General features: G+C 31.3%; 16 protein-coding genes and 1 riboswitch. Of the genes, 5 read left to right on the top strand and 11 right to left on the bottom strand.

Features of this window, described 5'->3' with window-relative positions; genetic code table 11:
* Nucleotide 1 precedes the first annotated feature (1 nt).
* Genes EXC59_RS05590 through cdaA form a run of 8 tightly spaced genes read right to left on the bottom strand, consistent with a single transcriptional unit; the run spans nt 2 to nt 4,923 of the window.
* Complete coding sequence (locus EXC59_RS05590; protein ID WP_084145060.1) at nt 2–802, bottom strand: DegV family protein; 801 nt, start codon at nt 800–802, stop codon at nt 2–4.
* Entirely contained in the window at nt 799–1,266 is a 468-nt protein-coding gene (locus tag EXC59_RS05585) for a divergent PAP2 family protein (protein WP_162163873.1), read from the bottom strand. The genes EXC59_RS05590 and EXC59_RS05585 overlap by 4 nt, the downstream gene beginning before the upstream one ends.
* Nucleotides 1,266–1,490 (bottom strand): NifU family protein, encoded by a 225-nt coding sequence (locus EXC59_RS05580; protein ID WP_035368234.1) that lies wholly within the window; start codon nt 1,488–1,490, stop codon nt 1,266–1,268. The genes EXC59_RS05585 and EXC59_RS05580 overlap by 1 nt, the downstream gene beginning before the upstream one ends.
* Before the next feature lie 21 nt (nt 1,491–1,511).
* Entirely contained in the window at nt 1,512–1,856 is a 345-nt protein-coding gene (locus EXC59_RS05575) for a YutD family protein (protein WP_035368233.1), read from the bottom strand.
* 12 nt (nt 1,857–1,868) lie between these two features.
* Nucleotides 1,869–2,393: a 5-formyltetrahydrofolate cyclo-ligase gene (locus EXC59_RS05570; RefSeq protein ID WP_035368232.1), complete on the bottom strand. Its 525-nt coding sequence runs from the start codon at nt 2,391–2,393 to the stop codon at nt 1,869–1,871.
* The gene (locus tag EXC59_RS05565; protein ID WP_035368230.1) at nt 2,393–3,976 is read right to left on the bottom strand and encodes a GGDEF domain-containing protein; all 1,584 of its coding nucleotides are present in this window, start codon (nt 3,974–3,976) and stop codon (nt 2,393–2,395) included. Before EXC59_RS05565 ends, EXC59_RS05570 begins: the two co-directional genes overlap by 1 nt.
* A gap of 31 nt (nt 3,977–4,007) precedes the next feature.
* Nucleotides 4,008–4,175, bottom strand: a complete 168-nt coding sequence (locus EXC59_RS07135; protein ID WP_156952784.1) for a hypothetical protein — start codon at nt 4,173–4,175, stop codon at nt 4,008–4,010.
* Nucleotides 4,176–4,185: 10 nt separating this feature from the next.
* Nucleotides 4,186–4,923: a diadenylate cyclase CdaA gene (cdaA, locus tag EXC59_RS05560; protein WP_084145058.1), complete on the bottom strand. Its 738-nt coding sequence runs from the start codon at nt 4,921–4,923 to the stop codon at nt 4,186–4,188.
* Between the two features lie 273 nt (nt 4,924–5,196).
* On the opposite strand from cdaA, the gene hflX reads away from it, so the two are divergent.
* Both hflX and EXC59_RS05550 read left to right on the top strand, forming a co-directional pair.
* Nucleotides 5,197–6,447 carry a GTPase HflX gene (gene hflX / locus EXC59_RS05555; protein ID WP_035368228.1) on the top strand — a complete coding sequence of 417 codons (1,251 nt, stop codon included), beginning with the start codon at nt 5,197–5,199 and terminating at the stop codon, nt 6,445–6,447.
* Between the two features lie 82 nt (nt 6,448–6,529).
* Nucleotides 6,530–6,632: riboswitch (purine riboswitch) on the top strand.
* Nucleotides 6,633–6,738: 106 nt separating this feature from the next.
* Entirely contained in the window at nt 6,739–8,133 is a 1,395-nt protein-coding gene (locus EXC59_RS05550) for an NCS2 family permease (RefSeq protein WP_035368227.1), read from the top strand.
* Nucleotides 8,134–8,154: 21 nt separating this feature from the next.
* On the opposite strand, the gene EXC59_RS05545 is transcribed toward EXC59_RS05550, so the two are convergent.
* Nucleotides 8,155–9,570 carry a uracil-xanthine permease family protein gene (locus tag EXC59_RS05545; RefSeq protein WP_035368225.1) on the bottom strand — a complete coding sequence of 472 codons (1,416 nt, stop codon included), beginning with the start codon at nt 9,568–9,570 and terminating at the stop codon, nt 8,155–8,157.
* Between the two features lie 163 nt (nt 9,571–9,733).
* Nucleotides 9,734–10,735: a tRNA dihydrouridine synthase DusB gene (gene dusB / locus EXC59_RS05540; protein WP_035368224.1), complete on the bottom strand. Its 1,002-nt coding sequence runs from the start codon at nt 10,733–10,735 to the stop codon at nt 9,734–9,736.
* 50 nt (nt 10,736–10,785) lie between these two features.
* Here dusB and hslO point away from each other — a divergent pair, with 50 nt between their 5' ends.
* Nucleotides 10,786–11,661 carry an Hsp33 family molecular chaperone HslO gene (gene hslO, locus EXC59_RS05535; protein WP_035368222.1) on the top strand — a complete coding sequence of 292 codons (876 nt, stop codon included), beginning with the start codon at nt 10,786–10,788 and terminating at the stop codon, nt 11,659–11,661.
* Between the two features lie 28 nt (nt 11,662–11,689).
* On the opposite strand, the gene EXC59_RS05530 is transcribed toward hslO, so the two are convergent.
* Nucleotides 11,690–12,247, bottom strand: a complete 558-nt coding sequence (locus EXC59_RS05530) for a Maf family protein (protein ID WP_162163872.1) — start codon at nt 12,245–12,247, stop codon at nt 11,690–11,692.
* Nucleotides 12,248–12,302: 55 nt separating this feature from the next.
* On the opposite strand from EXC59_RS05530, the gene tilS reads away from it, so the two are divergent.
* Together tilS and hpt are read left to right on the top strand one after the other, a co-directional pair.
* Nucleotides 12,303–13,523 carry a tRNA lysidine(34) synthetase TilS gene (gene tilS, locus EXC59_RS05525; RefSeq protein ID WP_035368220.1) on the top strand — a complete coding sequence of 407 codons (1,221 nt, stop codon included), beginning with the start codon at nt 12,303–12,305 and terminating at the stop codon, nt 13,521–13,523.
* Between the two features lie 5 nt (nt 13,524–13,528).
* Nucleotides 13,529–14,068 carry a hypoxanthine phosphoribosyltransferase gene (hpt, locus tag EXC59_RS05520; RefSeq protein ID WP_129614260.1) on the top strand — a complete coding sequence of 180 codons (540 nt, stop codon included), beginning with the start codon at nt 13,529–13,531 and terminating at the stop codon, nt 14,066–14,068.
* Nucleotides 14,069–14,081: the final 13 nt, after the last annotated feature.

Genomic DNA, 14,081 nt, shown 5'->3' with positions numbered 1-14,081 from the left:
GTTATTCACCATAATTTCCGTATAAAATTCCTACGGACCCTTCTTTTAAATAATACGCTACAACAAGTGGCACAACGCCATAATTTGAAATTTCAACATCTTTATTAAAAGTGTGAATTTCATGTTGTAGGATTTTTGCATCTTCCATTTTATTTGCGGCAAACACTTTAATATATGGTTTATCACCAATCTTAATATTACGATTAATATATTCATTCATAAAATGTAGTGTTTTTGATTTAAATATTGTTTTGTATTTAAAGAATTCACCTTTGAATAAAACGGCTTCATAAAGCGGTAATTTGATTTTAGCAACTCCTAAATTAATAACTTTTTCTTTTAAAAATAAAATGTTTACTTTTTCAATACTTTCATAAATTATTTGAATTAAATCTTTTATTTTTTTGTCTTTATTAAAATTTATAATCTCTAGCAAATATTCAATACCTGGTCCAAATGACTGCGTATCAATAATATAAATATTCGGATCATTTAATATTGTTTTCGCTAAATTTGCTTGATTGATTGTATCTATAAAATATGTAGAACTTGCTAAGTAAATCACAGTCTCATAGCCAAGTGCTTTTTGTTCTTTAAATACTTCTATGAAACTTTCTGTTTTAACTGGAATAGGTTTTAATTGATCCTTCTTATTAATTTTTCTATATTTTTCTTTATTATTTTCAATATAGAGTTTTTCATTCATCATGAAAGAAAGCGATACGATACTCGCATCTTGAAATATTCTTTCCTTGAAATTTAAATTGATAAGTGAATCAACGACTATCCCAAATGTTCTCATATCAGTCTAAAAAGCACAAACCCAAGTACTGCAACTAAGCATCCTAAAAGAATACCCGCTAACACTTCTTTTGGTTTATGTCCTAATGATTCTTTAAATTTTTTTTCTTCAATATCGATATTTTCAATTAAGTTTAATCTAAGTTTAATTTCATTTAATGCTCTAGCATGTTTACTTGCCTCATAACGAATGCCCATTGAATCATGAACAACGACTAAAGCTAAAACAAAACTAATTGCAAACTCTAATCCAATCTTGCCAGTATCATAAATTTGAAATAAACCGATTGCTGTAACTAAAGATGTAACTAATGCACTATGGCTTGATGGCATTCCACCTGTGGAAATTAAAATCGACTCATTAGGTTTTTTGTTAATTGCGAAGTCGATAAAGAATTTTAAGACTTGCGCAATCACCATTGCAGAAATCGTAATAATAATGACAGCGTTTGCTGTTGAAATCATTAAACTGTAACCACGGCAATGATACCTGGTACATTTTCAAGTAACATTGACTCAATTCCCTGTTTTAATGTGACATCAATTGCAGAACATCCATCACATGCTCCACCCATCTTTACATAAACGATGCCGTCTTCAATATTTACTAACTCGATTTCTCCACCATCTCTTTGGATATAAGGTCTTAATTTACTAATGATCTTTTCTACTTGTTCTCTTTGTTCCATGTTTTTTCTCCTACAAATAAATTATTCTGCTTGAACGACTTCTACGATTTTTTCTTCTCCTTCAAGCACCTTTGTTTCTTTCGCTTCTTTAGCGTTTTCTTTTCTGATTCTCTTTAAGACAAAGAATGGACAGTTATGATTACATGATTCATTAATATAATCAGGAATCTTTTTATAACCATTTGTACCTTTGGGATCTTGAGAGAATCCTTTTAATCTTAAGATGTCTGATGCAATATCACCAACGATATATGTATATCTATCAAAAGCTACATCTACATATTTTTCAGTAAACTTTTGAAGATCAAAAGCATCACGATAGTTTTTAATTAATTCAAAGTTACCAAACTCTGTTTCAATAATCATTTTTAGCTCCTCTTAACCCATCAAATAACAATCTAATGCTACATCGTGGTCTTCTTCCTTAAAGTCAATTTCTTCATCTTTATAAATTATACCAATTTTATAAGGATTCGGGCATTTTTTGAAGAATTTATCAAAATATCCTTTTCCAAATCCTAATCTAAAATTTCTTTTATTCATTGCTAATGCTGGAACAATCACTAAGTCTAATTGATTTGAAACATCTACTCTACCTACTGGTTCATATACATTAAAATTACTGCATTCAAAAACTGTATCTTTTGTATACTCAATATAAATCATTTTATCGTCTACAATTTTAGGAAATGCATATTTTTTATTTGGGTATTTTTCAATAATTTCTCTTAAGTCGATTTCTACTGAAAGAGGATAATATAAACCAATAAATCGTGCTTCTATAAACGTTGGATTTTTATCCAATTCAGCCAAAATATGCAGTTTAGCTGCATCGTTTTGTTCATCTAAGTTGCTGTTTCTTTTATTGATAATAATCTTTCTTAAATCGCTTTTTGAAGTCATTATTTTATATCCTTATAGTAACAACCTTGACCTTTAAATTGTGGTAGTTGGGCTGTTTTTAATGCACGCATTGCATTTTGATATAAATCTTGTGCATTGACTGCATCATCATACATCTGTGCAACACCAATGAAGGTTTCAACCTCAGCTGTTATTGCACCATATTCCATCACCATATTTAAGTGATTATCTTCTGCGCGGATTCCGTTATATAGTGATGCCATTTTTCTAGCATCTGTAATTGTTAAAGCAAACTCTAGACCTGATAATCTATAAAGATCAGAGCTTTCTGTTACAAATGATTGTTTAACTTTTGCAATATATTGAGCCATGAGCATGTTACCAACTTCACGGCCATGCATTTCATTAATTTGTGGGATATTTGACAATTTCAAGATTGCAAGTTGGAACGGTCTACCATTTTTAATTAATGATTTCAAATCTGGTAACAAATGATTTTCGTCTTTAATTGTGTCTAGAACTTCAATGCCTGATTTTCTAAAATGACTCGTATTTACAGGACTAATAATCCCCATAATGACTGCATTTTTCTTATCCTCAAATAAACGTTTACCTTTTTCCTTCACCCACATTTGTTGTCCGTTAACATTTAAACGATAACTTACAACATAAATTTGTTTATTCGGTGTTAAATCACTCGTTATTTGAAGATACTTTTGTAAATCTTGTGGCTCTATTAATTTTCTATAATCTGCTAAACTTAATTCGTTTGTAGGTAACTTTAATTGTTCAGTTACACTATCATTTAACCAAATTGTCTTTTCATCTAAATCAATATAGAATAGTCCCTCATCCGATAATTCTAATGTAGCAATAAATTTATGACGAATAGATTCGAGTTCTCTATCTGTTGCTTTCAATTCTTTTTCAACCGCAAGTAACTCTTCTTCTGTGCGTTTTTCACCGATACACATTCTTCCTTTATATTTTCCTAAGACAAATAAAGGTTGCATATTCATATGAAGTATCGTTGTATCGCCTCTGAAATTTTGGAAGTTAAGTTCCATTTCTTCACTTTCATTTGGACTTACTCGCTTTTTATAATCAATGAAATACTTTTCTAACGTTCGGTCGTTAATATCGTCCCCATTCATCTTAGTGAATCTCACTTTTGATGAAAAAACTGACATAAATTTTTTACCACTCACTTCTTCTTTATCTAGATTTAATTCTCTTAATAAAGAAGTTGAAATATCTTTAATTCTTTCTTTTTGATCGACAATATAGTAAACATTCCATTTTGTATTTTTAATACCTTTAACAAACAACTGGTATTGTGAACCTTTTGTGATTGCGTTTTTAAAAGTTTTATAAAGTGCTAATAAGAATGCTCCATAAGTTAAATATAAATACACAATATATGCAATTAAATAATCTTCACTTGTTAGAATTAAAGATTCATAAAAGAATAGTAAGACAACAAATATCGTTAAATTAATAAACGAGAAAGTTAATCTATTTTTAAGTAAATTCTCTTTAAGAATGGATTCAGTTATAACAAGGATGATGATGAAGACCGCGATGATAACTCCAAATACTGGATGTTGAGCAAATACTTCCATAGTTCCCCCCGTTTAGTCTGTTAATATTTTTTTAAATGTAATAAATGATGAAAACAGCTGTTGTAATGACTAGTGCTAATACATAAATTAACCATTTATGTTTATCAAAGAATTTAACAATAACATTTGAAATGTTTCTTGACCCTACGAATCTTACGGGTTCAAAAATGAAGTTTAGAATTTGTTTAATAACTTTCATCATATGCTCCTTACTTCATGAATAATGATAAATACTCATTTAGAGCATTTTCATCTTTCATTTTTGTCATGACCCCATTAATCGCAATGCTAATACTTCCTGTTTCCTCAGAAACAACAACTGTTAATGAGTCTGTAATTTCAGAAATACCCAATGCTGCACGGTGACGAGATCCAGTTGTTTTATCAAAGTTCTCATTGCTTGAAAGAATAAAGTAAGCTCCCGCACACACAATTTTATCGCCTCGAATAATTACAGCACCGTCATGTAATGGTGTGTTTGGTGTAAAGATGTTAATTAGTAATTCACGTGAAACATCTGAGTTTAACTGAATGGCTCTTTGAGAATATTGATCAAGTGTATTATGTTTTTCAATTGTAATCAATCCACCAATACTCTCTTTAGAAAGTGCCATTGCAGCTTTGATTATTTCATTTTTGGTTTTCTCACTACTCATTTGAACAACACCGCTCTTTACAGTTTCTTTCCATAAAGACTCAAGCGTTAATCGAATATCTGGTGCTGCAACAACAACCATAAAGATAAAGAATCCCATTGGAAAAATTTTGAAGAATGTATCAGATACTTCTAAATTTAATAATTTTGCTATTGCTGTTAACACTAAAATTCCTAAGTAGAACATAAACATTGAGAGAATTCTCTTGTTATGTAAAACAAATTTTAAGATTAGTAAAACAAGAATAAATATGATGTAAAAATCTAAAACCATTTGCCAAGTTATTTTCATGTTTAAAACTCACTTTCGTTTACAACTTTAATTAAAGTATAACATATTATGTTATCTTTAGCATAAGAAACTCTAGTCATATGTTATAATTTTCTTAGTGACAACTTGAGAAAGTCTCAATTTGTATTTTCCATAGATAAGGTGATACCCATGAACAATTTAGATCAAAAAATATATCAAATTTAAAATAGAGAATATATCATTCTCAAATCGTTTTTGGCCATAACCAAAATTAGTGTAGTATTAAACTACAAATCGCATGGGGAGTAATTAATGCAGACATTAGATAGAGCTTTACTTGTTGCTCTAAATTACAGAACAAGTTTACAAATTACAAAGGAATCAGTTGATGAACTTGAAGAATTAGCGTTAGCTTGTAATATTAAAACAATCGATAAAGTCATTCAATCAAGTGACTCAATTGATCCAAGATACTATATAGGTAGTGGAAAAGTTGAAGAAATTAAAAAAATGATTGATGTATTAAACATTGATTTAGTTATCTTTGATGATACTTTAGCGGCTGGTCAATTAAGAAACCTAGAAAAATATTTAGATGTACAAGTCATTGACCGTTCATTCTTAATTCTTCAAATCTTTGCAGAACGTGCAAAGACAAAACAGGCAATGATGGAAGTTGCACTCGCACAAAAACTATATATGCTACCAAGACTCGTTGGAATGAGTAATTCATTGTCACGTCAAGGTGGTGGTTCTTTTAACGCTAAAGGGCCTGGTGAAACCAAATTAGAACTTGATAGACGTCGTTTAAGTGCTGAAATTTCACAATTAAAATATGAAATATCACAAATAAAAAAAGAACGTCAAATTAACGTTCAAAAACGAATTCAAAATCAAGTGCCAGTTGTCGCATTAGTCGGATATACCAATGCAGGTAAGTCTTCACTAATGAATTATTTCACAGAACAGTTTGGTGAAAATAAAACAAAAGTATTTGAAAAAGATATGTTATTTGCAACCTTAGATACAAAAGCAAAACGTATTAAAAAAGATAATCATCCAGCATTCATCTTAATTGATACTGTTGGTTTCATTAACAAATTACCTCATGAACTCGTATCTTCATTTGAATCAACATTATCAGATATTACTTCGGCAGATTTAATTCTTCATATTATTGATGGTAAGAATCCTTCTGAACTACAAATTCAATTAACTAAACAAATATTAAAGAGTTTAGGCGTTGACCAAATTCCACGATTACTTGTTGTTACTAAACGTGACTTAAGAATAAGTGCACCGGTATTAAATGAAGAATATATCTATATATCCAATAAAACTGGTGAGGGTATGGATGAACTATTTCAAGCAATAGATTCCAATCTTTATCCAGAAAGTAGAATTTATACATTTGTGATTCCGTTTAATAAAGGAAACATCTTCCAACAACTTAAAGAACATACTAGAGTTCTAGATAGTGAATATGTTGAAGACGGCATTAAAGTACGCGTTGTTTTAACTCCGGTCCAAGCAGCACAATATAAAAAATATATCAACGAATAATGAAGAAGGCGTTTTCATACATCGCCTTCTTTTTTTCTATATTACTTTCCTTGCAAGGACCGTTTTTGCATGATATACTCTAACCGTGTTTGATAAGTTTTGTCGTATAATTGGCTAAATATGGTAGCCAGAGTTTCTACCACTTCACCGTAAAAGAAGTGACTACGATGAACAACTTTTTCTTTTTAAGTTGTCATGTAGATAGAAACCTTTTGTACCTTCAGCAAGTCAAAAAGGTTTTTTTATTTTTCTGACATTCTTTTCAAACCAATAAAGAAAAAGGAGAGTACTATGAACTCAATTAAAAAGTTCTTTAAATTTGAAGAACGCAAAACGAATTTCAAGTCTGAAATTATCGGTGGACTTGTGACATTCTTAGCAATGTCTTATATCTTAGCTGTAAACCCAAGCATGATCAGTGCATCTGGTATTCCATTAGGAGGAGCATTCTTAGCAACTGCTATTGGTGCTGCAATCGCAACTTTAGTTATGGCTTTTGTTGCAAACTATCCAGTTGCCTTAGCACCTGGAATGGGAGTTAATGCCTTCTTCACTTTCACAATTGTAATGACAATTGGTTATACATGGCAAGAGGCATTAGCTATTTCATTTATCGGTGGTGTAATCTTCGTTGCTATTACATTCACACCATTACGCCAAAAATTAATTGAAGCAATCCCTGCTGGATTACGAGCTGCAATTGGCGCTGGTATTGGTTTCTTCATTGCATTTGTTGGTTTAAATAATGCAAAAATTATTGTTGCTGATCCTGCAACATTAGTAAAAGTGGGTAATTTAACTGATCCTTCAGTTTTAGTTGCTTTATTCGGTATTATCTTAATTATTGTTTTACATAACCTAAAAAATAAACTTTCAAGATTCTCATTTATTATTTCAATTGCTGCAACAGCATTACTTTATGTTATCTTAAGTTTAGCTGGTGTTAAAGGTCTTCAAGAAGTGAATATTGATCCTAACGGATATGCTGGTTTAGCCGGTTTTAAAGAATCTTTCTTTGGCTTTGTGAAGGGATTTGGAACTTTATTTCAAGATACACAAGGTGGTTTATCTTCTTCTGCTAAATTAACAACTTTACCAGTTATTTTATTTGCCTTAGTATTCGTTGATATCTTCGATACTGCTGGTACATTAGTTGGTGTAACAAAAGTTGCTGGTATTCAAAATGAGGATGGTTCTATCCCTAACTTAGAAAAAGCATTATTTGCTGATGCTATTGGTACTTTAATTTCTTCATCTTTAGGAACTCCAGAAATTACTTCATTTGTTGAGTCTTCGACAGGTGTTGAATCAGGTGCTAGAACAGGTTTTTCTAATATTGTTGTAGCTATTTTATTCTTATTATCAATTTTACTTTATCCATTAATGCCAATCTTTAATATCTTCCCGATTACTTCAATGGCTTTAGTTTTAGTCGGTGTCTTAATGGCTGGCCAAATTGCTGAAATTGATTGGTCAGATAAAGCTGTTGCCTTAGCAAGTTTCTTAACAATTATTGGTATGGTTCTATCTTATTCAGTTGCTGACGGGATTGCATTTGGATTTATTTCTTACGCTGTAGCAATGCTTGCTCAAAAACGTGGTAAAGAAGTTCATCCATTAATCTATATCTTCTCAGTTGCGTTTGTTGTTTACTTTATTTTATATTCTAAAGGATTCCAATTATAACAGTATATAAAAAAGGTGTTGCTATGCTGAAGCAACACCTTTTTTATTTGTTATTAAGTTTAAGAAGATATTTAAAATGATACCTCCGATAGCAGCTACTCCAATTCCAGGAAGCACAAAGTTGTGACTTACAGGAATTTCTGATACACCCAATCCAACAATACCGATGAAACCCATCACGGCGATTACCTTTGGATCAAAAACATCTACTTTCTTATCAATCATTAAAGCTATACCTTGAACTGCAATTGCACCGAATAGGTATAATGAGATACCTTGAACAACTGGATTTGTTAATATTAAACTTAAATTACCAATATTTAAAACCTCTAATAAAATTCCTGCAATAATCGCAATCACTCCAGTAATCATAAATACATATGATGAGAAGTTTTTTGTTACTGCTGAGGCACTAACATTTTCCCCGTAGTTTGTTCCTGCAGGTCCGCCTAACATAACTGCAATAATATCGCCAACACCATCACCAATTAAGTTCATATCTAATTTATTTTTAATACCGTATCCTTCTTTACCTTTTTGATTTGCTAAGGAATCTACATATAAATCAATTTGATTTACGTGTGCTGCTGATTCAGGTATCGTTGCAAAGGCAATCGGGAAGATTGCAATGATTGCAATTCCAATTAAGTTAGGTGATTCAAAAGCAGCTTTAATCGTTACCCATGGCATGACATCAACAATTCTTACTTGTTGATGAGAAATAATCCCTTGAAAATAGGATTGGTAGTTACTAAATGAGAATCCGTTTCCTTGATTAGGAACCCACAGTAAATAACTTACCACGATACCGACTGCTAATCCTAAAAGGATTGGGATTTGAGAGATAAATCCTTTTTTAAGTTTTACTGTCAATATGGCAATTGTTAGGAATGTTACTAGTGATACAAAAACGCTAATCCAATCGACTCCATTTGAACTAACATTTAAGATGTTGGACATCACATTTCCTGATAAACTTAAACCAATAATCATCGCAATCATTCCTGTAATATGACCTGGAAGGACTAAATCTATTTTATCTTTGCCAAAAAACCTAATTAAAAGGCCTGCACCAATCGACATTAATCCTGAGATTACGGAAGCGATAAGTACAGACCCCAATACTGAAGCACTGGAACTGTTTTGATCAACCGCATAACTTACAACAATTGAAACAGCACCAATATATGAAAATGATGAACCATAATAGAGTGGAATTTGAAATTTGGTAATTAATAGGAAACCAATTGTTGCCACTCCACTAGCAAGAATAGCTGCTGAAATAGAATATAATTCTAATCCAAAACCATTCATAATAATCGCTGCAAGCACCGTTGCAGGTAACATAACCAAGAATTGTTGTAAAGCAAATACTAAAGCTTTACCAAAACTAGGTCTCTCATCAGGTAAATACCCAATCACGTTTTCTTTTTGCATTCTTTCTCCTCCTTGAATATAATTTTCCAAAAAAAAAAGACACTTGAAGTGTCCTATTATGAGACTGTTAAAATCCATAATGAGGCAGGGTGTGTCTTCTTTAGGACTTACATTCCTAGAAAGTATATCAAAGAACTTTTTAATATGCAAGCAATCTAGTAAATTAATTTTCGCCTTTAATTATTTCGTCTTCTTTAAATTGACTGAAGTACTGATTAACATGTTCTACAAACTCGGCTCGAGATGTACATTTTGCAAGTTTAGCTCTAACTTCAGTAACACTTGGTAATCCTTTTAAATACCATGGTCCATGTGAACGCATTTCTAACGATGCTACATGTTCACCTTTCATTGCTGATAAGTCATCAAAGTGTCTAATCATTAATTCTTTTACTTCATGATATCTTCTTGGTGGAATTGGTTCATTATTTAAGTAAGCATTGATTTCTCTAAAAATCCATGGGTTACCTAATGCACCACGTCCAATCATCACCGCATCACAACCTGTGTACTCTAACATGTACTTAGCAGATGGTCCATCAACGATATTTCCATTACCAAAAACAGGAATAGAAACTGCTTCTTTAACCGCTTTAATGATATCTAAGTTTGGTTCACCTGAATATCCTTGGGCACGTGTTCTACCATGAACAGTAATTGCTGATGCTCCAGCTTTTTCAACCATTTTAGCAACTTCTACAGCATTTATTGAATTTTCATCCCAACCTGTTCTAATTTTTACAGTAACTGGTTTAGAAATTGCTTCTTTGACTGCTTTAACAATTTCATATGCTTTGTTAGGGTCCTTCATAATTGCTGATCCTGCTTGTGCAGAAATGGCTACTTTTGGAACTGGACATCCCATGTTTATATCAATAAAATCACAGTTTGAATGTTCATCAATAAATTTAGCTGCTTCAACCATTGTTTTTACATCGCTACCAAAGATTTGTTGAGCTGCAGGTTTTTCTTCTGGTGTCATGAAAAGCAAATCTAATGTCTTTTCATTTTGAAAAAAGACAGCCTTATCAGATACCATCTCAGCAAAAACAACGCCTGCACCATACTCTCTAGCGAGTAATCTAAATGGTGAGTTTGAAACACCTGCCATTGGCGCTAAGATTAATTTGTTTTTTATTTCATATTTTCCTAATTTAAAACTCATTTTATTCACCTTTGATATTTTATCATATATAATGATTTAAGAGGTGTTTTATGAAAGACTATACAGTAATTGCGCTTGCATACGATGATCAAGTGCGTATTTATGCATCAAACAGTACTAAACTTGTGGAAAAATCACGTAAATTCCACAATACACATCCAACAGCATCAGCTGCAATGGGGAGATTTTTAACTGCTTCTGCAATGATGTCTTTAATGTATAAAGATGGAGAACGCTTAGCGTTAAAAATTGAAGGTGATGGACCAATTGGTCAAATGACTGTTGATGCGCATGATGGCGTGGTTAAATCTACAATTAAAAATCCATATGTTTACATGGTATATGAAGATGGTCCAAAAAAAGGCAAGCTTAATGTTGGTGCTGCAGTAGGTTTAGGTTATTTACATGTAACAAAAGACTGGAACGGTAACTTCTTCACTTCATCAGCTCCACTTCAAACAGGAGAAATCGCTGATGATTTTACATACTACTATGCAACAAGTGAACAAACACCTTCTGCTGTAGGTCTTGGTGTTTTAGTAGATAAAACTCAGAAGATTTTAGTTGCGGGTGGTTTCATTATTCAAGTATTACCTAATTGTAAAAATGAAACTTTAGATAAATTGGAAGAATCATTAAAAAAAGTTCCTTCAGTAACAGATTTTTTAATGCATAATCCATCGCCAGAAGCATTAATAGATACCTTATCAAATTCAACTGCTAGAATTCTAGAAACTAGAGAAATTAAATATCACTGTGGATGCAGAAAACCTAAATTTAGAAGCGCTCTTGGAAGGCTTGATAAGGCCACTTTACAACAAATTATCGAAGAAGATAAACAAGCTGAAATTGTTTGTCAGTACTGTAATAAAAAATATATTTTTAATGAAGACGAACTAAAAGAAATCCTTAATAAAAAGAAATAAAAAATGCCTATCGTTTGATAGGCGTTTTTCATAATAAGTCTTTTAATTTTTTTAGTACTTCTTTTAAAGGCAATCCCATGATGGTATGAAAATCTCCATCATAACTTTTAACAAATTTAGACCCTATGCCTTGAATAGCGTAAGCTCCTGCCTTATCCATTGGTTCTTTTGTTTCAATGTATGCATAAATTTCTTCATCAGTCATCTTATTAAAGGTTACTTCAGAACGTTCATAAAATGATTCAATCAAATCACCTTTTATAATGCATACTCCTGTTAACACAGAGTGTTTCTTTCCGTTTAATTTTTTTAACATACGGAAAGCATCTTCTTCATCTATTGGTTTATTTAAAATTTCATTATTGTATACAACGATTGTGTCAGCAGCTAGAATAACATCATTTTTATAATCATTTACTAACGATAGTGCTTTATTTTTAGAAAGCAGTTGAACATATTCTTCTACTGCAATATCTTTTGTACTAATCTCTTTTTCATTAAACTTTGGAGATGCTGTGATGAAGTCTAAACCAGCTGATTGTACTAATTCAATTCTTCTTGGTGAAGTTGAGGCTAATATTAACATTTTTTGGCATCCTTTACGTGATATAATATAAATATATTTATATTTTGGGTGACATATGAACTTACATTTTAATTTAAATAAGAAAAATAAATATATCGTTGCAGTAAGCGGCGGAGTAGACTCAATGGTGCTTTTACATGCACTTATTTTAGCGCATTACGATATTGTTGTAGTTCACTTCAATCACCAAAAACGAGCAGAATCATTTTTAGATCATGAACTAGTTGAAAGTGTGACATCTAAATATAAAATTCCCTATCATTATATCAAACTATCAATCAAAAATGGCAATTTTCAAGAAAAAGCAAGAGAACTTAGATATAAACACTTAACTGAAATAGCTGATTTATACCAAACAAAAGATATCATTACTGCACATCATTCAGATGATTTAATTGAAACTGTTTTAATGAAAATCATTCGTGGTTCTAACCTATTAGGCTATTCTGGTATTAGAGAAAAGACCAACTACAACGGATATATCTATCATAAGCCTTTAATTTCATATACAAAAGATGAGATTTATACTTTTGCCTATGAGAATAATATTTTATTTAACGAGGATATTTCCAATAAATCTGATGATTACTTTAGAAACAGACTTAGAAATAATGTCTTGCCTATTTTGAAAGAAGAAAATGACCTTGCATCTCATTTTGCAAACTTTAGCAAACAAACCTATTTAGCAAGTGATTTCATTCGCTCAGAAACCAAAAAATTTTTAAATGGTTCAAAATCATTCAATCTAGATCAATTTAACAATCTACATGAGGCTGTCAAAACTGATATCATTAGTTATCTTTTAGAACAAGCAAATGCGCTTCGTTCATTTGAAAAAATCTATAAAATCATTAATCAATTATCTTCTAAAAAGCCGAATATTGAGATAAAAGTAAATAAGACACATATCCTAATTAAACAATATAACGAGGTAATCTTAAAGGAATTATCGGAACTTCAAAATAACACTTTAAACGTTAATTTGTATATTTCCCACAAAAAAACCGAAGCACCTAATAATTCAATAGAATTATGTTATAATAAATTAGATTTTCCAATTAAGATTCGAACTAGATTACCTGGGGATGTACTAGCATTTCCGTTTGGTCATAAGAAATTAAAGAACTTCCTTATTGATAAGAAAGTTCCAAAGTACTTACGTGACAATCTGATTATTGTGGTTGATCAAAGTGAAACCATATTATGGATTCCTGGATTATACATAAACAAAACATTGGGAGATTCAAACCAAATTTATCTATCTATAAAGGAGTAAAAATCATGCATCAAGATATAGAAGAAATCTTAGTATCAGAACAAGAAATCTTAGAAATTAGCAAATCAATGGGTGCTCATATTTCTAAAGATTACGCTGGTAAAACACCAATTTTAGTTGGATTATTAAAAGGATGTATTCCATTTATGGCTTCACTAGTCAAATATATTGATATCCCGGCTCAAATGGAATTTATGGCAGTATCATCTTATCATGGTGGTATTTCATCATCTGGAGACGTAAAAATTAAATATGATTTAGAAACATCTGTAAACGGTAGAGATGTTGTTATTGTTGAAGATATCGTTGACACTGGTGCAACATTATCAACAATCACAAAACTACTTCTTCATAGAGGCGCTAAATCAGTTAAGGTAGCAACACTACTTGATAAACCGGCAGGTAGAAAAGTTGAGTTTGTTCCAGATTATATTGGAAAAACAATACCTAAAAAATTCGTCGTTGGATTTGGTTTAGACTACGAAGAATTATATAGAAATTTACCCTACGTTGGAGTGTTAAAACCTAGCGTATATCAAAAATAGAAAGGATAGAAAC

The sequence above is a fragment of the Acholeplasma hippikon genome, from assembly GCF_900660755.1.
GTDB classification, from domain to species: domain Bacteria; phylum Bacillota_I; class Bacilli_A; order Acholeplasmatales; family Acholeplasmataceae; genus Acholeplasma; species Acholeplasma hippikon.
This window is presented reverse-complemented; position numbering and strand designations above follow the sequence as displayed.